At 35.2% G+C, this 23,110-nt stretch carries 20 protein-coding genes and 1 tRNA gene; 7 read left to right on the top strand and 14 right to left on the bottom strand.

The genetic code is table 11. The features are described 5' to 3' along the window. Positions 1-96: 96 nt before the first annotated feature. Together J7574_RS04075 and J7574_RS04070 are read left to right on the top strand one after the other, a co-directional pair. The gene (locus J7574_RS04075; protein WP_290964557.1) at positions 97-2,907 is read left to right on the top strand and encodes a TonB-dependent receptor; all 2,811 of its coding nucleotides are present in this window, start codon (positions 97-99) and stop codon (positions 2,905-2,907) included. Between the two features lie 77 nt (positions 2,908-2,984). Further along, positions 2,985-4,043: a phytase gene (locus J7574_RS04070; RefSeq protein ID WP_290964554.1), complete on the top strand. Its 1,059-nt coding sequence runs from the start codon at positions 2,985-2,987 to the stop codon at positions 4,041-4,043. Between the two features lie 241 nt (positions 4,044-4,284). Here J7574_RS04070 and pckA read toward each other — a convergent pair whose 3' ends face one another. Continuing rightward, positions 4,285-5,889, bottom strand: a complete 1,605-nt coding sequence (gene pckA, locus J7574_RS04065; protein ID WP_290964552.1) for a phosphoenolpyruvate carboxykinase (ATP) — start codon at positions 5,887-5,889, stop codon at positions 4,285-4,287. A gap of 301 nt (positions 5,890-6,190) precedes the next feature. Then, entirely contained in the window at positions 6,191-6,577 is a 387-nt protein-coding gene (locus J7574_RS04060) for a DUF423 domain-containing protein (RefSeq protein ID WP_290964549.1), read from the bottom strand. 186 nt (positions 6,578-6,763) lie between these two features. Here J7574_RS04060 and J7574_RS04055 point away from each other — a divergent pair, with 186 nt between their 5' ends. Next, on the top strand, positions 6,764-8,128 hold the full coding sequence (locus J7574_RS04055; protein ID WP_290964547.1) for a saccharopine dehydrogenase family protein: 1,365 nt from the start codon (positions 6,764-6,766) through the stop codon (positions 8,126-8,128). 330 nt (positions 8,129-8,458) lie between these two features. Here J7574_RS04055 and J7574_RS04050 read toward each other — a convergent pair whose 3' ends face one another. From J7574_RS04050 to J7574_RS04030, 5 genes are all read right to left on the bottom strand, one after another. After that, positions 8,459-9,682, bottom strand: coding sequence for an energy transducer TonB (locus J7574_RS04050; protein ID WP_290964545.1), 1,224 nt, complete (start codon positions 9,680-9,682; stop codon positions 8,459-8,461). After that, a complete protein-coding gene (locus tag J7574_RS04045) occupies positions 9,679-10,053 on the bottom strand; it encodes a BlaI/MecI/CopY family transcriptional regulator (protein ID WP_290964543.1) in 375 nt (124 codons plus the stop codon). Before J7574_RS04045 ends, J7574_RS04050 begins: the two co-directional genes overlap by 4 nt. Further along, positions 10,050-11,012: a DUF6624 domain-containing protein gene (locus J7574_RS04040; RefSeq protein WP_290964541.1), complete on the bottom strand. Its 963-nt coding sequence runs from the start codon at positions 11,010-11,012 to the stop codon at positions 10,050-10,052. Before J7574_RS04040 ends, J7574_RS04045 begins: the two co-directional genes overlap by 4 nt. A gap of 18 nt (positions 11,013-11,030) precedes the next feature. Then, the gene (locus tag J7574_RS04035; protein ID WP_290964540.1) at positions 11,031-11,459 is read right to left on the bottom strand and encodes a hypothetical protein; all 429 of its coding nucleotides are present in this window, start codon (positions 11,457-11,459) and stop codon (positions 11,031-11,033) included. Positions 11,460-11,709: 250 nt separating this feature from the next. Further along, a complete protein-coding gene (locus tag J7574_RS04030; protein ID WP_290964537.1) occupies positions 11,710-13,098 on the bottom strand; it encodes a dipeptidase in 1,389 nt (462 codons plus the stop codon). A gap of 110 nt (positions 13,099-13,208) precedes the next feature. Between J7574_RS04030 and J7574_RS04025 the strand changes: the two genes are divergently transcribed. Together J7574_RS04025 and J7574_RS04020 are read left to right on the top strand one after the other, a co-directional pair. Beyond that, positions 13,209-13,290: transfer RNA gene (locus J7574_RS04025), tRNA-Leu, on the top strand. Between the two features lie 251 nt (positions 13,291-13,541). After that, on the top strand, positions 13,542-14,387 hold the full coding sequence (locus tag J7574_RS04020; RefSeq protein ID WP_290964535.1) for a class I SAM-dependent methyltransferase: 846 nt from the start codon (positions 13,542-13,544) through the stop codon (positions 14,385-14,387). A 319-nt stretch (positions 14,388-14,706) separates the two neighbouring features. On the opposite strand, the gene J7574_RS04015 is transcribed toward J7574_RS04020, so the two are convergent. Further along, positions 14,707-14,856, bottom strand: a complete 150-nt coding sequence (locus J7574_RS04015; protein WP_367272534.1) for a hypothetical protein — start codon at positions 14,854-14,856, stop codon at positions 14,707-14,709. Positions 14,857-15,067: 211 nt separating this feature from the next. Between J7574_RS04015 and J7574_RS04010 the strand changes: the two genes are divergently transcribed. Further along, the gene (locus tag J7574_RS04010; RefSeq protein WP_290964532.1) at positions 15,068-15,541 is read left to right on the top strand and encodes a YcxB family protein; all 474 of its coding nucleotides are present in this window, start codon (positions 15,068-15,070) and stop codon (positions 15,539-15,541) included. 88 nt (positions 15,542-15,629) lie between these two features. On the opposite strand, the gene J7574_RS04005 is transcribed toward J7574_RS04010, so the two are convergent. Next, the gene (locus tag J7574_RS04005; RefSeq protein WP_290964529.1) at positions 15,630-15,983 is read right to left on the bottom strand and encodes a GIY-YIG nuclease family protein; all 354 of its coding nucleotides are present in this window, start codon (positions 15,981-15,983) and stop codon (positions 15,630-15,632) included. Positions 15,984-15,987: 4 nt separating this feature from the next. After that, positions 15,988-16,578: a TetR/AcrR family transcriptional regulator gene (locus J7574_RS04000; RefSeq protein ID WP_290964526.1), complete on the bottom strand. Its 591-nt coding sequence runs from the start codon at positions 16,576-16,578 to the stop codon at positions 15,988-15,990. 217 nt (positions 16,579-16,795) lie between these two features. On the opposite strand from J7574_RS04000, the gene J7574_RS03995 reads away from it, so the two are divergent. After that, positions 16,796-17,452: a DUF1080 domain-containing protein gene (locus J7574_RS03995; RefSeq protein ID WP_290964523.1), complete on the top strand. Its 657-nt coding sequence runs from the start codon at positions 16,796-16,798 to the stop codon at positions 17,450-17,452. Positions 17,453-17,615: 163 nt separating this feature from the next. Here the strand turns inward: J7574_RS03995 and J7574_RS03990 are convergent, their stop codons facing one another. From J7574_RS03990 to J7574_RS03975, 4 genes are all read right to left on the bottom strand, one after another. Further along, positions 17,616-18,281, bottom strand: coding sequence for an HAD family phosphatase (locus J7574_RS03990; protein WP_290964520.1), 666 nt, complete (start codon positions 18,279-18,281; stop codon positions 17,616-17,618). Positions 18,282-18,704: 423 nt separating this feature from the next. Beyond that, entirely contained in the window at positions 18,705-20,288 is a 1,584-nt protein-coding gene (locus tag J7574_RS03985; protein ID WP_290964518.1) for an MFS transporter, read from the bottom strand. Position 20,289: 1 nt separating this feature from the next. Beyond that, on the bottom strand, positions 20,290-21,342 hold the full coding sequence (locus tag J7574_RS03980) for an HlyD family secretion protein (RefSeq protein ID WP_290964515.1): 1,053 nt from the start codon (positions 21,340-21,342) through the stop codon (positions 20,290-20,292). Positions 21,343-21,452: 110 nt separating this feature from the next. Then, on the bottom strand, positions 21,453-22,745 hold the full coding sequence (locus J7574_RS03975; RefSeq protein WP_290964512.1) for a TolC family protein: 1,293 nt from the start codon (positions 22,743-22,745) through the stop codon (positions 21,453-21,455). Positions 22,746-23,110 lie beyond the last annotated feature (365 nt).

Raw genomic sequence — 23,110 nt, 5'->3', positions numbered from 1 at the left:
CAATAGGCAATCATAACACTATTTTAATTTTTTTTCAAGGCTCTAGTAATATAAGGGCTTTAGTTTCGCAACCGAAAATAAAACTAAACACACACAATGAAAAATTTCTATCTATTAACAGCATTCTTTTTATTCGCCTTTACAGGTTTTGCCCAGAAAGCGATAATATCTGGAAAGGTATTAGACGCCGACGACAAACTGCCACTTCCTGGAGCTATGGTTCAAATTGTAGGCGAGAAAAAATACACCGTTTCTGACTACAACGGTCGTTTTGAATTATTAAATATCAACGAAGGAACGTACCAAGTTGAAGTAAAATATATTGGATACGCTACTTTAACGCAAGAAATAAAAGTAGAGCAAGGAAAAAATAATGTAATCGACTTTGCTCTTAAAGCTTCTGAAAACGAATTGAAAGAAGTGATTGTTGGAGACATCTTAAAAGGTCAGGCAAAAGCACTCAACCAACAAAAAAACAATAAAAATATCGGAAACGTAATTTCTTCAGATCAAATGGGGCGTTTTCCAGATGCTAACGTGGGAGATGCTTTAAAACGTGTTCCTGGTATAACTATGCAAAATGACCAAGGGGAAGCTCGTAATATCATTATTAGAGGTTTGGCGCCGTCTTTAAACTCTGTAACTTTAAATGGCGACCGTATTCCATCTGCTGAAGGAGACAATAGAAACGTGCAAATGGACTTAATTCCGTCTGATATGATTTCTACAATCGAAGTAAACAAAACGTTGACATCAGATATGGATGCTGATGCGATTGGAGGTTCTGTAAACTTAATTACAAGAGCAACTCCAAACGGAGAAAGGATTTCTGCCACACTTGCAGGAGGATATTTGCCAATTCGTGACCACGCTTCTTACACTGCTGGTTTGGTTTATGGTAACCGTTTTGCGAATGATAAACTTGGAGTAGTTTTTAGCGGATCGTACAACAATGTAGATTACGGTTCTGATAACGTCGAAAACGAATGGGTTAAAGATGAATTTGGAAATGAATACGTACAAGCTTCTGAAATTAGAAAATATGACGTGCAACGCATTCGCCGTAGTGCCTCTGTTGCTTTAGATTATAAATTCAACGACAATAATACTATTTTTGCAAATGCGATCTACAACTGGAGAGACGATCGAGAAAACCGTTTCAGAACCACTTACGATGATATTGAGCCTCTTTATAATGGTGAAGAAATTGTTGGTTTTGAAGGTCGTGTAAAACGCCAGACAAAAGGTGGTTTAGACAATAGCAGAAACAAAAACAGAAGATTAGAAGACCAGAGAGTTCAAAATTATTCTATTCGCGGAGAGCATTTACTCAACTCTACTTTAGATTTAGACTGGTCTGCAAACTATGCAAAAGCCAGAGAATACCGTCCGGGAGAGCGATATATCGAATACCGTCAGAAAGGTTTAGAAATGTTCGAAGATTTATCAGATATCAGATTCCCTTTAATCACTACTGTTGGCGAGTCTGTTGACAAATTTAAATTTAATTCTGTAACTGAAAACACAGATGAAACAAGCGAAAGCGAATTTGGTGCAAAAGTAAACATCCGTTTCCCATTCTCTGTTATTGCAGGCGAAAAAGGAAGATTAAGAACGGGGCTTAGACTTCGTTTGAAAGAAAAAGAAAGAAACAATAATTTCTATTCTTATGAGCCCCTTACTGATGATATGGGATTATTATCTCAAGTTCCAACATCTTATTTTGATGGAAAAGATTTTAATCCAGGAAGTAAATATGTGCCAGGAACTTTTGCTTCTGCAGCCTATTTAGGAGGTTTAGATCTAAACAACCCAACTTTATTTGATAAAAAAGCAGATCCAGCAGAATATTTAGCGGTTAATTACAACGCAAAAGAAAGCATTTATGCCGCTTATGTAAGATGGGATCAAGATTTTAACGATAAACTTTCTATGGTTTTAGGTTTCCGTTTAGAAAATACGCATATCGATTATACAGGAAATCGCGTATTAGACGAGGAAGAATTAGAGAGCAAAATCAACAACACCAACTCTTACACTAATTTACTGCCAAGCATCTCATTACAATACAATGCAACAAAAAATTTAGTTTTAAGAGCTGCTGCGACAACAGCTTTGGCAAGACCAAACTATTACGCATTGGCTCCCTATGTAAACAATATTGCGGCCGATAAAGAAATTACGGCTGGTAATCCAGATCTTAAAGCTACTTATTCATACAATTACGATTTTATGGCAGAGAATTATTTCAAATCTGTTGGTTTAATTTCTGGAGGTGTTTTCTACAAAAGATTAAATGATTTCATTTACAACTACAGCGACAATCAATATACTGATGCGAAATTTGCTGCAGATTTCCCTAATCAGACAAACCCAATTCCTGCAGGAGAAAACTGGTCGTTTCTACAGTCAAGAAATGGAGAAAATGTAGACGTTTACGGATTTGAAGTTGCTTTTCAACGCCAGTTAGATTTCTTGCCTGGCAAATTCTTAAAAGGTTTTGCCATCTACTTAAACTATACTTATACGCAATCTAAAGCAAAAGGAATTGCCGATGAAGACGGAAACGAAAGAAACGACATTAGCCTTCCTGGAACAACTCCGCACATGTTTAACGGATCTTTATCTTGGGAAAACAAACGTTTCTCTGCGAGAATCTCAACCAACTTTACTTCTGATTATTTAGATGAATTAGGTTCTGAATCTTACAAAGACAGTTACTACGACAAGCAATTTTTCTTAGATGCAAATGCGTCTTACAAAATCACTCCAAAATTGCGCTTTTTTGCAGAAGCTAATAACTTAACCAACCAACCGTTACGTTACTATCAAGGAGTTGCCGCGCATACCAAACAAGCTGAATATTACCAGCCACGTTACAATTTCGGATTGAAATTAGACTTGTAATCTGCGCTTTTTTAAAATTCTTAAATTAGACAGCGTTTACTGCTCTGTCTAATTGCATTAAAAAATAGATAATGATAATGAAAAATAAATCTTTAGTTGCTCTTTTACTTTTAACTGCTTTATTCATAGCATGCAAAAAAGATACTTTAGCTCCAGTTCTGCCAAATGCTTTAAAACCAACAGCAGTCACAGAAGCTTTGCCTCACGATACAGATGATCCTTCTATTTGGATCAATCCAACAGATGCTTCAAAAAGCATAATTGTTGGAACAGATAAAGATACAGATGGCGGTTTGTATGCTTTTGATTTGAACGGAAAAATTCTTAAAAAATCAATTCCGTTAAAACGTCCAAACAATGTTGATATCGCTTACGGATTAATCATTGACGGAAAAAAAGTAGATGTAGCCGTTACAACAGAACGTGAAGAAAATAAAATCAGAATTTTCAGTTTGCCAGATTTAGAGCCAATTGATAATGGCGGAATTCCTGTTTTTGAAGGAGAAACGCAACGCGACCCAATGGGAGTTTCTCTATACACTCGCCCATCTGACGGAAAAATCTTTGCCATTGTTGGAAGAAAAACGGGTCCGACAGGAAGTTATTTATGGCAATATGAGCTTTCTGGAAACGGAAAATTCGCAACAGCAAAAGTGGTTCGCAAATTCGGTGCGTATAGCGGTAAAAAAGAAATTGAAGCTATTGCAGTAGATAACGAATTAGGTTTTGTCTACTATTGTGACGAACAGGCAGGAATTAGGAAATACAAAGCAGATCCAGCTTTAAACGATAATAAAGAATTGGCTTTCTTTGGTCAAAAAGATTTTAAAGCAGATCACGAAGGAATTGCAATCTACAAAAAAACAGATTCTACAGGATATCTTTTAGTATCAAACCAACAGGCCAATACTTTTATGGTTTATCCAAGAGAAGGTGCCAACGGAAACCCAAACAAACATCCCTTATTGGCAGAAGTTCCAACTTCTACAATTGAATGTGATGGTGCAGATGCAACTAGCGTAAATCTTGGCGGAAAATACAAAAACGGACTTTTCGTAGCGATGAGTAACGGAATGACTTTCCATTATTATGCTTGGGATTTAATCCAAAAACGTATAGACGAAGCGAAGAAATAAAGATTCAGTGTTGATTTGAAATTGCAGTTTTTCAGTACTTTCCTTTAAACTGTGCTGAAAACTGCGTTTCAATGTCTTTAAAAAGTATTCATTGTCAGGCTGAGCGAAGTCGAAGCCCAGTTTCCAATTGTAGCGCCCTTCGACTTCGCTCAGGGACAACAAACAGTATCAGACAAACACAAAAAAACAAAAAAGCTGTTCATCTCTGAACAGCTTTTTTATTTGAATTAATTCATTCCTTTTATTCTGTAATCGGCGCTCCTGCTAAGATTTCAGCATTAGCAAACTCTTCGAATTTCGCAAAATTAGCTTTGAATTTATGAGCCAATTCTAACGCTTTTTTATCGTATAAATCTTTGTCTTCCCAAGTGTTTCTAGGATTTAAAATTTCGTTTGGAACATTTGGACAAGATTCTGGCTGTGCAATTCCAAATACTTTGTGATCTACAAATTCTACATTATCTAGTTCTCCTTTTAATGCAGCTGTAATCATAGCGCGAGTATATTTCAGTTTCATACGGCTTCCTGTTCCGTACGCTCCGCCAGTCCATCCTGTGTTGATTAACCAAACTGTTACTCCAGCATCTTTCATTTTTTTGCTCAACATTTCAGCATAACGCGTTGGATGTAAAGGCATAAACGGAGCACCAAAACAAGCAGAGAAATTAGGTTGAGGCTCTGTTACACCAGCTTCTGTACCAGCAACTTTTGCTGTATATCCAGAAATAAAGTGGTACGCTGCCTGACCTGGAGTTAATTTTGAAATTGGAGGCAGGATTCCAAAAGAATCGGCCGTTAAGAAAAATATATTTTTAGGATTATGTCCAATCAAACCTGGTTGTACATTATCGATATGTGTAATTGGGTAACTTACACGAGTATTCTGAGTGATCGAAATATCATCAAAATCTACTTCGTTTGTTCCAGCTTTAAAAACCACATTTTCTAAAAGCGCTCCTTTTTTGATTGCTCTAAAAATGTCTGGTTCATTTTCTTCTGTTAGGTTAATTACTTTAGCGTAGCATCCGCCTTCGAAGTTGAAAACTGTGTTTTCATTTGTCCATCCGTGCTCATCGTCTCCGATTAATTTACGTTCTGGATCTGCAGATAAAGTTGTTTTTCCTGTTCCAGATAATCCGAAGAAAATTGCCGTATCTCCTGCTTCACCAACATTGGCGCTACAGTGCATTGGAAGTGTATTTTTGAAAACTGGAAGAATAAAGTTTAGAGCAGAAAAAATTCCTTTTTTCATTTCTCCCGTATAACCCGTTCCTCCAATTAAAGCGATTTTTTTAGTAAAATCTAAAATAGCAAAATTAGATTGTCTTGTTCCGTCTACAGCAGGATCTGCCATAAAACTTGGAGCACAAACTACTGTCCATTCTGGAGTAAAATTAGCCAGTTCTGAATCTTCTGGACGCAAGAACATATTGTAGCAGAACAAGTTTGACCAAGCTGTTTCTGTTACAACACGAACATTTAATCTATAATTTGGATCTGAACACACATAAGAATCGCGAACAAAAACTTCCTTGTCTGATAAAAATGCTGTTACTTTATTATAAAGCTTTTCAAAAGCTTGAGGCTCAAACGGAATATTTACATTTCCCCACCAAACTTGATCTTTAGTTATATCGTCTTTTACGATAAAACGATCTTGTGGAGAACGACCTGTAAATTCACCTGTATTAATTGCCAACGCTCCGGTAGAATTCTCAACACCTTGTCCTGACTGCAAAGTAATCGCATGTAATTCATCTGCAGATAGTTGATAACGAACTTTTGCATTTTCAATTCCTAACTCTTTTAACGAAATCGATTGCGCGAAAACTGTATTAGTGCCCATAAATTTTTAAGTTGTGTGTGATTTTTTATTTAAAGCAAAATTACAGATTAATTTTTATTTCTTTTAAAATACTTAAATTTCACTCTAACTTATGCGAAAAAAGAGAAATTTCACTTTAAAAATTACAAAAAGAAAAAAATAATCGCTTCTAATTTGTTTAATTACAACCTAATGCGTGATTTTGTTATATTATTTTTGTTTAACAATAGAAAATACAAAAAAGTCACACAAATAAGATCATATGTTATTTATGTGACAAAATTAAAGATTAATTCTTAGACAGAATTTTTTTTTCGAGATTTTATGATTTTCTCTTCAATATCGTAAAGAATAATAGCGCCCAGGCAATAATTAATAAGAAACCACCCAATGGAGTTGCGAATATGATAATTTTAGACTCAAAAAGAGTATAGTCTTTTGTAGCCAATAAATAGATCGAACCGCTAAAAAGAAGAACACCTGCAACAACCAAATTATAGATTGTTTTTAAGGTTTTTTCGGCAATGTCTTTTTGTGTAGATAAAAATAGAAGAAATAGAGCATGATACATTTGGTAGCGAACACCAACTTCAAAAGTATTTAACTGATCAACCGAAAGATATTTTTTCAATAAATGAGCACCAAAAGCGCCCAAAATAATAGCTAACATACCAATAAAAGCTCCCGTTAGAACGATTCTTCTTTTCATAATTATTTCTTTTGAAATTTAAAACAAAAATACTTCAAACGAACCAAAAAACCGCCTTTTTTTTGGGATTATTTAGAACTAAATCAAATTCTTTTTTGGGTTTTGCGAAAAAAATAATTCAATTTAATTTAATTTTAATTGTTATATTTATAACAATTAAATATATTTGTGTTAAATATTTGAGACATGAGAAACATTTTAATATTTGGAGCAGGAAGATCTGCATCATCTTTAATTCGATATTTATTATCGAAATCTAATGAAGAAAAACTACACTTAACAGTAGCTGACCTTTCATTGGATCTTGCAAAAGCAAAGACGCAGAATCATCCAAATGCCACTCCACTTGCCTTAGATATTTTTAATGCCGACGAAAGAAGAAAAGCTATCGCAAATGCTTCGACAGTAATTTCAATGCTGCCTGCGCATTTGCATATCGAAATCGCCAAAGACTGTTTGGAGTTTAAAAAGAATCTTGTTACAGCATCTTATATTAGTGATGCTATGCAAGCTTTAAACGAAGAGGCCATCAAAAACAATTTGATTTTTATGAACGAAATTGGTCTCGATCCAGGAATCGACCACATGAGTGCCATGAAAGTTATTGACGAAATTAGATCTAAAGGAGGCAAGATGCTTTTGTTTGAATCATTTTGCGGCGGACTCGTAGCTCCAGAATCTGATAATAATTTATGGAATTATAAATTCACTTGGGCGCCAAGAAATGTGGTTTTGGCTGGACAAGGTGGCGCTGCCAAGTTTATTCAAGAAGGCACCTATAAATATATACCGTACAGCGCTTTGTTTCGCAGAACCGAATTTCTAGAAGTGGAAGGCTACGGAAAATTTGAAGCCTATTCAAATCGCGATTCTCTTAAATACCGTTCGGTTTATGGTTTAGATAACATTCTTACTTTATATAGAGGAACAATTAGAAGAGTTGGCTTTTCGAGAGCTTGGAACATGTTTGTACAGCTCGGAATGACTGATGATAGTTATATTTTAGAGGGGTCAGAAAATATGAGTTATCGTCAGTTTATCAACTCTTTCCTTCCTTATCATCCAACAGATTCTGTAGAGATTAAAACAAGATTGATTTTAAAAATCGATCAGGACGATATTATGTGGGATAAGCTTCTGGAACTGGATTTGTTTAACCCACACAAAATGGTAAATCTTCCAAACGCTACTCCAGCGCAAATTTTAGAAAAAATATTATCTGAAAGCTGGGCCTTAGAGCCAGATGATAAAGATATGATTGTGATGTATCATAAGTTTGGTTACGAACTAAACGGCGAGAAAAAACAAATCGATTCTAAAATGGTTTGCATTGGCGATGACCAAACTTATACGGCAATGGCCAAAACAGTCGGACTTCCTGTTGCGATCGCTACATTATTGATTTTAAACGGGAAAATTACAACTCCAGGCGTTCAGCTTCCTATTAAAAAAGAAGTGTACGAACCAATCCTGAAAGAGTTAGAAGAATATGGGGTTATTTTTAACGAACAAAAAGTACCTTATTTTGGTTACAATCCAGACTTATTTTAGTCTGGGTCTGCATTGTTTATTTTTTAGAATTTTTTTTTAATTAGTTTTTTGATTTTATCCGCTTCCCTCCATCAGAAGCGGATTTTTTCTTTTAAGGGACAGAGGGGCAAAGTAACAGAGTGACAAAGTTTTTTACTTTTCAATAAAATTAATTTGCCTCCAGCTTTAGCTGGAGGTTTTAGATTATAAAGTAAAAAGGCTTTAGCCAAATTTTCTTATTTCTGAAATATTCGGCTAAAGCCAATTAAATCATATAAAAAACCTCCAGCTAAAGCTGGAGGCAATTAGGAAACCTTTGTCTCTCTATCACTTTGTCTCTTTGTCACTTTCCTACTTTGCATCTTTGCTACTTTGAATAGTAATTGGCAAAGAATACAGTACTCTAACCGGTTTTCCGTTTTCGCTTCCTGGAATCCAGTTTGGAGAAAGTTTTAAAACACGAATTGCTTCTTCTCCTAGTCCGTATCCTGCATCTTTTACAATTGTAATTTCAGATAAACTTCCGTCTTTTTCGACCATAAACTGCATGTATATTTTGGTATCGACATGATTTTTTGAGGCCTCTGCCGGAATTTTAAAGCGCTGGCCTACAAATTTGTAAAACTCCATCACTCCACCTGGAAATTCAGGCTGTTTGATTTCTGAATCACCAGCTTTATACACCTTATCATTCATTAGATTAGCTTTCTGGGCTACAGCTTCAGAACTGAAAGCAAATAATAACACGATACAAACGGCAACAACTGTCAATACTTTGAATCCAGCTTTTGCAACAGACTCTTGTTTAGTCATCATAAGTAAACGTTTTTTGGTTATTTGATAATTGATATTGCTTGCCAACGGAACAGTTTGTTTTTTTGAAGCAAATTCCAGAAGTAGATTCTGGTAATTGCTTACTTCTCCAAATTGTTTATTTACAGCCTCATCGGCTAAAAATTCGTGATTGAGCTTAATTGCTTTTATAAAATAAGGCAAAATAGGATTGATCCAAAACACAATTCTTAGCGCTTCAACAAAAAGAATATCCAGCGTATGTTTTTGTTCTAAATGGGCTTTTTCATGCGCGATTAATTCTGATGGAATTTTACCCATCTCAAACTCTGCTTTGTTCACAAAAATGGCATTCCAGAAAGAATGAGGCAAAACCGCTTCATCAATTAAAACAACCTTTACGCCATTTATTAAACGGGTTTCTTTTCTTTTTAATTTCAAGAAAAATGAAATTATGTTTAAAATAAAACGAAACCCCAGAACTAATAAAACAAAAACATAAATGCGAATTAAAAAATAGAAAATATTTTGCATAATGTCGCTTTCATTCAAAGGAGCACGACCGGTTCGAATCACGATTTCTTCCAACTGAATAGTGTTTATTCCCGTTTCAAACATGGTTTTTATCGAAAACAATTGCAACGGAATTACAAAACTAAAAATCAAAGTTCCGATAAGGTACGCACGATTAAAACGAAACATTTTTTCGTTTTCCAACAATAATTTATAGACTGCATAAAAAACAAAAAGCAGTATTCCTGATTTTAAAAGATAGGTTATCATTTTTTCTTTTTTTGAATTTCTGAATCGATTATTTTTTTAAGATCTTCCAATTCGGAAGCACTCAAATTGGTTTCGGTCGTAAAGAATGAAGCAAATTGCGATGCCGAATTATTAAAGAAATTGCTAATGAGTCCTTTTACGTGTTTAGAAAAATAATCTGTTTTTTTCACCAAAGGATAATATTCTCTCGAATTTCCAAACTCGTTGTATGCCACAAACTTTTTGTCAATCATTCGTTTTAAGAGCGTAGCAACCGTTGTCGTTGCCGGTTTTGGTTCCGAATACGCTTCGAGCAAATCTTTCATAAAAGCCTTTTCAAGCTTCCATAAATGCTCCATCAATTGTTCTTCTGCGTTTGATAATTGTGTCATTTTTTACTGTTTTCAAGTTTTTCTGATTCAGCCAATTCTTTTTTATAGGCCTCCAAATTCCATTCAATATTCAATTTTGCTGCATATTCAGCCATTGTGCCAAGTCCGACTTCTGCGCGCCTTTTATCCACATTATCTGGATCTATCATTGGCGCTATGCAAATTTTATTCGTCTTTTTATTCTTTGAACTCTGACTGCCATAAATCTGTTTTTTCCCTTCTCTTAAAGCAACTCGATCTTCTAAATATGCCAAATTTCCTGGATCTGCATTGCCGTTTACAACCGCTTCTCTCATCATCGGTAAATATTTTTGCTGGTATTTTAAATCGGCATGCTGAATAACCAAAAACAAAGTTTTATTTCCCTGAGAACCTACTACATTTTTTCCTAACCAGCCTCTTTCATCCAGTATTTTCATCACCTTAATGAGGTTAATACTGTCTTTCGTTCCCATAATTTTACCTATGCTGTCCAATTTTTTCTTATCAGGATTTGAAGTTTTATAAATATTCATAAATTCACCGCGAATTTCTTGGTCTTCGGCATAAATCAATGCAAGTTCTTTTTCTAGCGCCTTATCGTAATTTGCCCCAATAATATCCAATTTCTTCTGCAATTTATCTATTGTCTTTTTCCATTCTTTTTCTGAATGCAGACGTTTTAAATCCTGATCAATTTGAATATGCGCCATGTTTTCATATCCTTTATCAATAGATAGATTCAACCATTTAAAAGCTTTTTTATTTTCTTCTGCCTTAGACGCGGAACAGCCCGCATTATAGAAGTCTGAATATGATTTCTGTTCTATTTTAAAAGCCTTAGTATAATAAGCAACAGACAATTTATAGTTTTCTGCCGTATAGCAAGAATCTGCTTTGTGAACCCATTCTTTATAGGTTTGCGCTTCCGCGAAAGCGAAATTGGTTACTACAAAAAAGTAAGCAAGTAATTTTTTCATAAATTAAAGTTAGTAGTATTATTTAATAGTATGTTCTGAGACTAATTCTCCTTTATCGTAATTTTTGATGTTTTTCAATTTCCCGTTGTCTGAATAAAATTTCCATTCTCCAAAATAAAACCAATGCGACTCAACCGAATTGGTTTCGAATTTTGTTTTCCCTTTCGATTCTAATTTTCCGTTTTCGTAGTAACTCTTTACAACACAAATTCCGTTTTTGTATTTCTCTGTTTTGTAGATTTTGCCATTAATGTACGTTTTCCACTTTTTTACAGGAAGATCACTTTTATAATATTCATACGATTTATAGGTAGTGCCATCCTGTGCATAACTGTCCATCCAAACCCCTTCTTTTTTCTTGTCAATCTTCTGATTAATCGGTTTGCTTTTACAGCCCAAAAGCAGTAATCCCCAAAACAATACTAAAAAAAGGTTCTTCAAACTCATTTGCTCTACAATTATAGATTTGTTTCTACAAATGTAGAATTAAATTTCAAACGAACAAGTTTTTTCTTATTTTTTTATTTCCTGCGATTATTTTTTAACCGCAAAGCACGCAAGGATTTTTCTACTGTTACGCTCATAAACGCAAAGTTCGCTAAGCTTTATCTAGAAAACTTTGCGAACTTTTTATAATTCTTACTTAAAAAAGCTTAGCGACCTTTGCGTATACCTTTGCGCTCTTTGCGGTTAAACTTTACTTAGAAAGCTCCACAAAATACTTATAAAACAACGGAATAGTCTCAATACCTTTCAAGTAATTAAAGATTCCGAAATGCTCGTTTGGAGAGTGAATAGCATCGCTGTCTAATCCGAAGCCCATTAGGATGGTTTTGCTTTTTAGTTCTTTTTCGAATAAAGCCACAATCGGAATACTTCCTCCTGAGCGAACCGGAATTGCAGGAACTCCAAAAGTCTCAGTATACGCTTTGTTAGCAGCCTGATACCCGATGCTGTCAATTGGCGTTACATAACCTTGTCCTCCGTGGTGAGGCGTTACTTTTACCGTAACTCCAGTTGGAGCAATGCTTGTAAAGTGTTTTGTGAAAAGTTCTGTAATCTCTTCCCAATCTTGATTTGGAACCAAACGCATTGAAATTTTAGCAAAAGCCTTACTCGCAATAACCGTTTTAGCACCCTCTCCCGTGTAACCGCCCCAGATTCCGTTAACGTCTAATGTCGGACGGATAGAGTTTCTTTCGTTAGTTACATAACCTTTTTCACCATAAACATCAGCGATGTTTAAAGCATTTTTATATTTTTCTAAGCTAAAAGGCGCTTTTGCCATTTCGGCTCTTTCTTCTGCAGATAATTCCTGAACTTTATCGTAGAAACCTGGAATTGTAATATGATTGTTTTCGTCGTGAAGAGAAGCAATCATTTTTGCCAAAATATTAATTGGGTTTGCCACAGCTCCACCGTATAAACCAGAATGCAAATCGCGGTTCGGACCTGTAACTTCCACCTCAACATAACTCAAACCTCTTAAACCAGTCGTAATAGACGGCTGTTGATTTGAAATCATTCCGGTATCTGAAATAAGAATAACATCATTTTTCAGTTTTTCTTGATTGCGTTCTACGAACCAAGCCAAACTTGCAGAACCTACTTCTTCTTCTCCTTCGATCATGAATTTTACGTTACAAGGCAAAGTATTGCTTTGCACCATTAATTCAAGCGCTTTTACGTGCATGTACATCTGACCTTTGTCGTCGCACGCTCCACGCGCAAAAATCGCTCCTTCTGGATGAATATCTGTAGTTTTAATAACAGGTTCAAATGGTGGTGAAGTCCATAATTCTAATGGATCTGGCGGTTGCACATCGTAGTGTCCGTAAACTAAAACCGTTGGAAGATTTGGGTCTATTATTTTTTCTCCGTAGATAATTGGGTAACCTGGAGTGTCGCAAGTTTCGACATAATCGCACCCTGCTTTTGATAAACTTTCTTTTACAGCCTCTGCTGTGTCAATAACATCTTGAGAATATGCAGTGTCGGCACTTACCGACGGAATCTTTAATAATTCGATCAATTCGTTGATAAACCGATCTTTATGTTGTTGAACGTAGGACTTAATATTTTCCATTTAAATAATTTTTATAGAAAACCAAAAGTACAAAAAAGAGAATTAAAAAAAATTTTCAAAAAACGCTTTGATAATTGGAAAGTATGCTTATCTTTGCACCCACAATTACCGCGGATATGGCGAAATTGGTAGACGTGCCAGACTTAGGATCTGGTGCCGCAAGGCGTGTAGGTTCGAGTCCTATTATCCGCACAAAAAAAGCTTCTGAAGATTTTCAGAAGCTTTTTTGTTTTTAGCGCATAATCAAAAAACCTATTTTCAAGACAAAAACTCTAACTGTCAAACAATTAACCGCTCAACTAAATCAATCAAGGCAATTATTCCGTAACTTTGATAGTCAAAAAATCTGCTTATAAACCTTCTCTTTGCCTACTGCAGAACAAATTCCCCAAATTTTGTTTTGGTTATAAAATTCACTTTTCAGCAACCTAACAAAAAACAAAATGGAAACACAACTTCAAGAAATTCGGGAACAGCAAAAAGCATCTTGGAACAAATTTTCGCCAGGCTGGAAAAAATGGGATTATGAAATTCTAGATTTTATGAGGCCTTTTGCCGATGAAATTATTCGTTCGATACATCCAAAAGGTTCAGACAAAGTTTTGGATGTCGCCGCTGGAACGGGCGAACCGGGTTTGAGCATCGCCGCGATGCTTTCTGACGGAAAAGTAACTATTACAGACCTCGCCGACGATATGCTCACCATTGCCCGCGAAAATGCTTTTAGAAAAGGAATTACCAATGTCGAATTTCAAGCGTGCGATGTAACCGAACTTCCTTTTTACGACAATACTTTTGATGCCATAAGCTGTAGAATGGGTTTTATGTTTTTTCCAGATATGCTTTTGGCAGCAAAAGAAATGTTTCGAGTTTTGAAACCTGGAGGCCGAATCGCAATTGCGGTTTGGAGCACAGCCGATAAAAATTTCTGGGTTACTGCCATTGGCGGAACCATTAATAGAAACATGCAACTCAATCCTCCGCCGCCCGAAGCTCCGGGTATGTTTCGTTGTTCGAAAAGCGGTTTAATGACCGATATTTTCAAACAAGCAGGATTTAAAAACACTACCGAAACCGAACATATTGGCAAATTAGTTTGCGGCACTCCAGATGTGTATTGGAATATGATGACTGAAATTGCCGCGCCTTTTGTTGCCGCGCTCAGCAATGCCGACGATGCCATGAGAGAAAAAATAAAACAAGAAGTTTTCTCACAAGTAAATGAAAAATTCCCCGATGGAAATGTAATTATTGATGGAAGTGCGCTAGTCATTTCTGGGGAGAAATGATTTTAATCATCAATATTTACACGTCTAGTTGTGTCATTTCGACGTAAGGAGACTCGAGCGATAGCGAACGGACGTAGTAAATCTCCACGAGAAGCTCCACAAAGATTGATATTCGCAACGGAGCTACTTGCGAAGATTTCTCCTTACGTCGAAATGACAAACTTTGTGGAAATCTTCACAATCCACCTTGACGAAAGAAGATTCCCAGCATCACCAACAGGTTGTACACTATGAAAAAAATTGCGGAAATCACTCTGGAATTTTTTGTTGGTTTTGCCTTTGGTTTCTCCTTTCGTTGAGATAAACTATTTAATTTCTTTTACTCCACTTCTAAATACGGATCCAAAACCTCTGCTAATTCGTTTACCCAATAAAAGAAATTTTCAAGGTTCATTTTTCCCATTGCATCTTTTTCTTTCATTACGTTCAACATTAAGAGATAATTTGTTCTTCGCAATGCTTTCGCCATATCTTTTGGGTCGATAACATCTTTAAAAAAACTTTTAGTCTGATTTCTAAGTCTTTTGAAATTTGATTTGTACTCATGATTTTAGAATTAAAATATTTGCAAAAATCTTTAGAACTTAATTTCATTTGAACCCATATATGCCTTCAATTCTAATAATTATTTTCTTATACGAAATCTATTTTTAATTTTACATCAAAACCAAAAAGCAATAATGATTAAAACCAAAAAATTTCAACTTACCCAAAAAGAATACTTTTCATTTATTATTAGAATTCTATTAAAAAAGATAGGCTGGCTATTCGCTTTAATGATTTTAATTTCTATCGCACTAATCTTCAAGGATAATAAAAATTATACTCAAAATTCCGTTATGGTCTTTGGCTTTTTCTTACCAGCTGTATCATTATTTCAACTTTGGAGATTTGCAAATTCAAAAGAAAACAGAAATTTTTTTGTAGAAATACAATACGAAGTTTTTACAGATAAAATTTTTTCTACAGTTGGTGAAACATCTGAAAGCACAATTGCAATACAGAATTTTATTAAAGCTTTAGAACTAAAAGACCTTTACCTTTTATACATTTCAAAAGGTCAATGTTTTTACTTTCCAAAAAGAATTTTCGAATCTCAAGAAGATGAAAATTGGTTTAGAAATGAAGTGTTTTTAAAGATTAAGAAGAAATAAATTCGGCCAAAGCCTATTTCCAATAGAATCAAAAAAAAACCTCCAGCTAAAGCAGGAGGCAATTCATAAAACTTCATGTCATAAGTGACTATTGCTTCTTTTTGTTATATCCTTTTTCGTCAAAAGGTTTTATTTCATCCAAAAACATTTGCTCGAGAAGCTTCAAATCTTTCTGATCAAATTCTACTTTATCATTTTCTTTTACTTCGCTCAGAATTTCAAATTCAAATTTATTACCTCCAAGCTCTTTCCAATCTTTCTGAAGTTCTACCACGGGATGATTTCCGCAGTTAAGCTGAAATTTTTGGCGTTTAAAAATCGCATCAAGATCAGTATTGCTGTCTATATAGACTTTTCCGTTTACAGTATTTCGTATCTGAAAAACACCTTTTTTAAACTTCATTTCCTTGTATTCGTCTCTAAGCTCTTTTTTAGTTTTCATGCGGTTATTTTTTCATTGCTTTTTCTATCTGCGATTTTAAATTTTTACTAAAATCAGCATAATCAGACGGGTAATTTCTATTTAAATACAACATTAAAATTCCCGTAATTAAGTAGTTAAGTTCTTTTATTATTTCCTGAATTTCTGTTACTGTAAAGCTTTTTTCATCAATACAATATTGAAATTCTTCTTGACAAAGTTTTTCAAGAAAGGAGAAAATTAGTTCTGCTATTTTGGCATTTTCAGCCGAATTGGGAAGTTTTTCGATAAAAAAGATTTCAAAAACACTAGGATATTGCACAAAATATTCGGCGTAGGAAGTTGCAATTGCAACAATTTTCTTTTCTCCTCTTTGCGCGTCTTTCGTTTTATCTTCGACATATTCCTGGCACTCCTGCTGAAAATCTTTCACACAAAGAAAAATGAGCTCTTTTACATCTTTAAAATAATTATAAAGTGTAGCAAACGAATATCCCGCTTTTTCGGCTATGCTCCTTACGCTTAAAGCTTGAATGCCTACTCCTTTTAAAATTTCTTTTGTGGCTTGAATGAAATAATCTTTCATTCGCTGCTCTTGTATTTCTTTTTTACCCATCACTTTAAACACTATTAAAAAATATAAACACTGTTCATATTTTGAACAAATGTAAAAATAATTAATGCAAATGCAATATTTTCAGCTATAAAAAAATGTCAATTCAATTTTCAAAACAAAAAAAGCAGAACGGCGAATTTTTATTTTAACCGATATAATTATTTTTACTTTTTATAAATCGTCAATCAAACGAGTCTATCGTTTCAAACTTATCGTTATGTTTCAAAAATCAGTTTTTGCAGTTCTTCTTGTTTTCATTTTAAATTCTTGCGTTGTGCAGCGAAAAAGCTTGGAAATAAACGATTGGTATGCGTTTACCAAATCGAATACGACCAGACAAGAACCTTCAAAAGTTTATGAATTCACAGACGGAATGATTCGCATGTATGGAGAAGATCCAAGTTGTTTGATGACTAAAGAAAGTTATAAAAACTTTGAGCTGGAATTGGAGTACAGATGGAATATGGAAGAGAAATACAAAATGAAAGGAACAAAAAACAGTGGTGTTATGTACAATATTCCGCTGGATGCATCTGACAAAATTTGGCCAAAAGGAATTCAGTTTCAGATAAAAGAAAACACCACGGGAGATTTTATCTTTCTAGATCAGGTAACGGCAAAAGTAAACGGAAAATTAATCGAAGCTGGCGCAAGTGTGGTTTCTCCTAAGTTTTTGGAAAATGAGAAACCGTACGGCGAATGGAATGTAGTTGTAATTAAATCTTTGAACGGAAAAATCACGCAATATTTAAACGGAAAATTAATAAACGAATGCACAGAGGCTTCTTCTACTGAAGGAAAGATTTCTTTAAACTACGAGCGTTCGCCAATTGATTTTAGAAACATTCAGATAAAAAGCATTTCTAAAGAGTAGGCAAAATCAGCCTCCTATTGGTGTCGAATCCCGCGTGTGATTCCTCCTTCGTCGGAATGATAAAATTGAGATAATTGAGCTGCATAAAAAAACCTTTGTCAAAGTTTAAAACTTTGACAAAGGTCGCTCGTTTAGTTTGCGATTAGAATTTGGAATTTGGGTTTTATTTATTGGAATTTAACAACTCAATAATCTTCCCAACGTTGACTTCGCTATAATCATTAATATAAAAATCGCATGGTGGCAATTCTTCTTTTTTATGAGTGCTGAGAACGCCAACTACTTTCATTCCCGCATTTAATCCTGCTGTAATGCCCGAAAAAGAATCTTCGAAAACGACACAATCAGACGGGGAAACGCCAACGCGCTCTGCCGATTTCAGATACACTTCTGGATTTGGTTTATGAAACGTAACATCTTCGCTAGACATCATCGAATCCATTTTTTGGTCGAGTTTCAAAAAATTGGCAATCAAATCTAAATTGGCACGCGGAGCCGATGTGGCAACCGCTGTTTTGAATCCGCGGGATTTTAGCTCTTCTAAAAACTGCATATAATGCGGAATCGTTTCGACTTTGTCTTTGTAAATCTCACGAAACATTCCTTCTTTTTCGTCTTCCAATTTCGTTAATTCTTCTCCCGAAATTGGGCGCTTGAAGAAATGCGTCATGATATAACTATTGTGTTTTCCGTACATATGTTCTTCAAATTCTTCATTGGTGTACGGAATATTATATTTATCGAAAAACTTCTCAAAAGCGACTACATGATGCGGATTGGTGTGGCAAATCACGCCGTCCATATCAAAAATTACACATTGCTGGCTCATAATTTTATTTGTTTTTTAAACGGGTGCAAGATAAGGCAATAAAGCGGTTATTACACAGAGATTCACAAAGGTTTTTCGCGGAGATGCGCTAAGATTTTTTAGTCTCGCAAAGGTGCTAAGACGCAAAGTTTTATTTCACGCAGATTTAAAAAAGATTTAATCAGATATGCGCAGATTATTTGAATCTCGCAAAGGCGCTAAGACGCAAAGTTTTTTTCACGCAGATTTAAAAAGATTTAATCAGATGTGCACAGATTATTTATTTCTAAAATCTCAAAAATTAAATCTGCTAAAATCTGCAGAATCTGCGTGAAACAAAAAATCCCCTTTAATCTTATTATCCCGATAGCTATCGGGATAATAAGATTAAAAGACAAAGATTAGCAAAACTTGAAACTTTAAACCTGAAACATGAAACAAAATTTACCCTATCCAAATTTTACTTTTTACCAAAGTCATCGTCTGTCTCAAATGTTGATTGCAGGCGATTAGAATAATCAAAACCACTAAACCGTAACCTACAATGGTATAAATCTCCATATCGGCCAATAAAGTCGATTGTTTGGCGATTGTGTCGAAAACCTTTTTCATTGCTAAAACATTGGCATTATCTGCCGAATAACCTTTGGCCATAAAACTTTGCGTTGTGCTTGCAATGGCTTGCTGTGCTTCTGGATTTTCGCCTGTTACAAATTGGCTTAGCTTCAAGAAATGTTTTTTATTTAAGAAAACCATCGCATTCTGCATGACGCAGAAACCAACTGTGCTTCCCCAGAAACGGCCCGAAACTCCAACAATTCCTGAAGAAACTGCCATATTTGCCGGAACCGATGATGTGGTAAATAAGATGAGCGGAACAAATAAAAACCCAACACCGATTCCTTGCAAAATATACGGAATGATAATATCGCTCAACGCAATATCTGGCACAAAAAGAAACGTAAACCAGAAATGGAAAATAGCAATGAGCGTAAAACCAATCAGGAAAATAATTTTAGTCGAAACAGATTTCATCAGGAAGAAAGCAGCCAGAACAAGTCCGATTACGTTTCCTAATCCGTTTATGTACTGCACGCCTGCCACACGCGACGGATCCCAATTCCAGATGGAAAACATCGCCGAATGACAAAGACTCAACGTTGCTCTGCTGATATAGAAAAGGAAAAACAATAAAAATCCTATTCGCAGATTGGCGTATTTTATCACTTCAAAATCAAAACTTGGTCTTTTTACCAAACGTTCTTTAAAGATAAACAATCCGCCTGTGATAAGGGAAATCATCAACGCCAAAACCATTTCTGACGATTGAAACCAATATTTTTTCTCGGCATACACAAAAAAGTAGGCACCGCAAAGAATCGAAATTAAAACCAAAAAATAACTCATCCAGTCGATTTGATACAACGGAATCTTCTTTGTAATTCGGTGCCCCCTGAAAGTAACTAAGATTAAAAAGACGTTTAAAACCTGAAGTCCGCCCGAAACATACAGCATGTATTTCCAATCGTAATGATCGAGAAACCACACAGCAATATTCATAATAAAAGGCGTAGACAATAATAGTGAGCCATAATAAAATGAAAATCCTATAATAATGGCGTTTTTAGAATTGAATTGCTGAATAATCAATTGTCTGATTGTAATGGCAGGAAGCGCCATAAGAACACCTTCTACAATTCTTAGCAATAAAAAAACCGAAAAATTGGTAACATAACCCGATAAAACAATCGTAATTCCGATTAGAGAATACACGCCCATCAGATAATTTTTGGTTGGGAAAAAGCTCGAAAATCGGCTTTCTATCAAAATAGTTGCCAGCAAAGTTCCGTAGGTAACGCACATAGCGAACTGCAAATCTTCGGGCTCAATATCCAGAAAACTTGCCGCATACGTTACGTTTGACGTATAAACTCCCAATAAAATCATGGAATGCAGCAAACAAACGAACAAAATAGTTATGATCGCCCATTTTGGAACCCATGATTTAAATATACTTTTATCTTCCATTTTATTTGTGCGCAGCAACAACCGTAATGTTCATTCCTGCTCTTAAAAAATCGGTTTGTTTATCTTGTTCTTTTAACTGAATTCTAACTGGAATTCTCTGTTCGATTTTCACAAAGTTTCCAGTTGCATTATCTGGAGGAAGCAATGAGAATCTCGCACCGCTCGCAGGCGATAACGAAGCAATTGTTCCCACAAAAGTTTTGTCATTTATAGCATCAGCTTTGATTTCTACTTCTTGCCCAACGGTTAAATACTGCAATTGCGTTTCTTTAAAATTGGCTGTAATCCATTTTTCTTTACTTACAATAGAAAGCAAAGACTGCCCTTCTTTTACCATTTGTCCTGGCTGTAAAGTTCTTTTTCCAACCCAACCATCGTAAGGCGCTGTAATTACTGTGTACGAAAGAAATAATGCCGCATTATCTGCCACCGCTTGCTTTGAAGCAATATTAGTTTGCGTTGTTGGAACATTCGCCTCGGCAACAGAAGTGCTTAAAGAAGCCGAATGAATTCTGTTTTTCATTTCTGAAAAATGTGCCTGAGCCGATTCGTAATCTGCTTTTACTTTTTCTAATTGCTGAGAAGTTGCCGCTTCTTCGGTTACCAAAGCTTTATATCTTTCGTATTCTAATTTTGTTTTCCAAAGGTTCGCTTTCGCAGCTTCCAATTGCGCTTCGTTAATTGCCGTTGCACTTGCTGTATTGACTGCATTCTTTTGAGCCACAACACTATTTTGCTGCGCGTTTTGAACATCGGCAAGAGCCACATTCAATTTCGATTTGTATTCTCTGTTATCAATCACGACCAAAGTGTCTCCTTTATGCACAAATTGGTTTTCGTCAAAACGAACTTCCTGCACATAACCTGTAATTCTAGACATAATTGGCGTAACGTATTGTTCTACCTGAGCGTCATTGGTTTCTTCGTGGTTTCGGTTAAACACATAAAACCAAATTCCCAAAATAACCCCGCTTATAACCAGCGTACACGCAATAATTGTTATCAGTATATGAAACGTCCTATTTCTTTTAGTTTCATTTTTTATCTTAACCATCTTTTTATCTCTTTATCTTAGTTCTTTAAGTCTTTTCTCTTGCTTCTATTCAAGTCTTGCTTCTTTCTTCTTTCATCTAAGGCTTTAGCCTAATCTTTCACGTCTAGCATTTAGCTCTGAGGCATAATCCCCGCCGTGTGCATCATTTCGTAATGTTTCAAAACAGCATCCAAATGCGTAGCAATTTTGTTGTATTTCGCTTGAAGCAAAGCATTATCAGCATCGACCATTTCGGTAATTAAAACCAACTGATTTAAGTATTTCAGCTTTACAATTCGATAGTTTTCTTCGGCTAAATCCAAAGCTTTGTCAACCACAACAAACTTTTCAAGGATTTCCTGATATTGCGTATGCTCTTTGTACAACTGATCCTGAATTTCATCTTTTATGATTTCATTCTGCATTTTCTGCATATCGATTTTAGTACTCGCTTTGGCTACTTTCGTTTTGTTTTTGTACAAAGCCGAAAGGTCAAAACGCGCCTCGATTCCCACCTGACCTAAAGTGTACAAATACGGATTTGGCGGAAAGAATTTGTAGTTAGGATAATAAAAACCATAATTCCCGAAGAAGTTTACACTTGGCAGATAATTCCCTTTTACCATTTGCAGTTCAGTTTTACTGATGTTTAATTCCTGACTAGCCATTCGCATTTCTTCATTCTGCATGGCTTTGTTCAAGTAAAAATCATACGGATCTACACCGTTCATTTCGTCCAGATTTGCAGTGGTGTCGATTGCAATTTCTTCATTTTCCGGAATCTGAATCAACGTCTTCAGATCGTGAAGTGCGATTTTAATGTTTTTGGAGTTTGTAAGCGCATTCAATTCACGATCTGAGAGTTGTAATTCGGCACGTATAACTTCATTTTTGGTTACCGTTCCGTGTTTCTGAAGTGATTGCACTTCTTTTAATCGGTTTTTTTCTTCTTTGATGTTTTCTTCAAATATTTTTTGAAGTTCCATCATTTTATAAATCGCCAGATAATTAGCCACAACTTGCAGTTCAATATCATTTTCTGTTTTTTCCGATTTTATTTTTGCTATTTCGTTTTCTTGATTCGCAATTTTAATCGCGTTGTTAATTTTGTTTCCAACGTAAATTGGCATTTTAAAAGTGGAATTCACCTCATAGATTTCAGGAATTGCAGGTGTAACTTCTTTGTCTTTTAAGAAACCGCTTCCTTTAAATTCTGTAATGTTGGTAATTCTAGAGTACATCCCGTTTAGTTGTACATCTGGCAATCTAAGTTCTTTTCTTTCTTTGATGTTTTGCTCAGCGAGCGTAATCTCCAGTTGAGATTTAAGGACTTTTTTATTGTTTTCCTTCGCCAGTTTCATCGCTTCTTGTAAAGAAACCGTATGAACTTCCTGAGCCTGTAAACTATTGAATACTAACGCCATTAGTAAAATCAATAAGCTTCTGGGAAAACAATCTTCTTTAGAGTTTGTTTTTGTAAGGAACATGGATATTTGAATAATTTATGCTGCAAAGTTCCTTCATTTTTTCCTTGGCAGAAGATTCTAAAAAGTCAATAACATATTCATTTCGGACAAATGTTAAAATTCCATTTCGCGAAAACGTTATATTAAATTACTGAAAAACAAATAGTTGAAGATTAAAGTTATTTCACGCAGATTTTATTTTTCTCTCGCAGATTTGGCAGATTTGGCAGATAAAATTTTAAAAATCTCCAAAATCAGCTTAGATCTAAACAAATCTGCGTGAAAAATTTAGCACAATCCAAAAATCCCCTAAATCTGCGGAA

This window comes from Flavobacterium sp. (assembly GCF_017744675.1).
In the GTDB taxonomy this organism is placed as follows: domain Bacteria; phylum Bacteroidota; class Bacteroidia; order Flavobacteriales; family Flavobacteriaceae; genus Flavobacterium.
The sequence above is the reverse complement of the archived record's forward strand: the minus strand, read 5'-3'. Positions and strand labels throughout refer to the sequence as shown.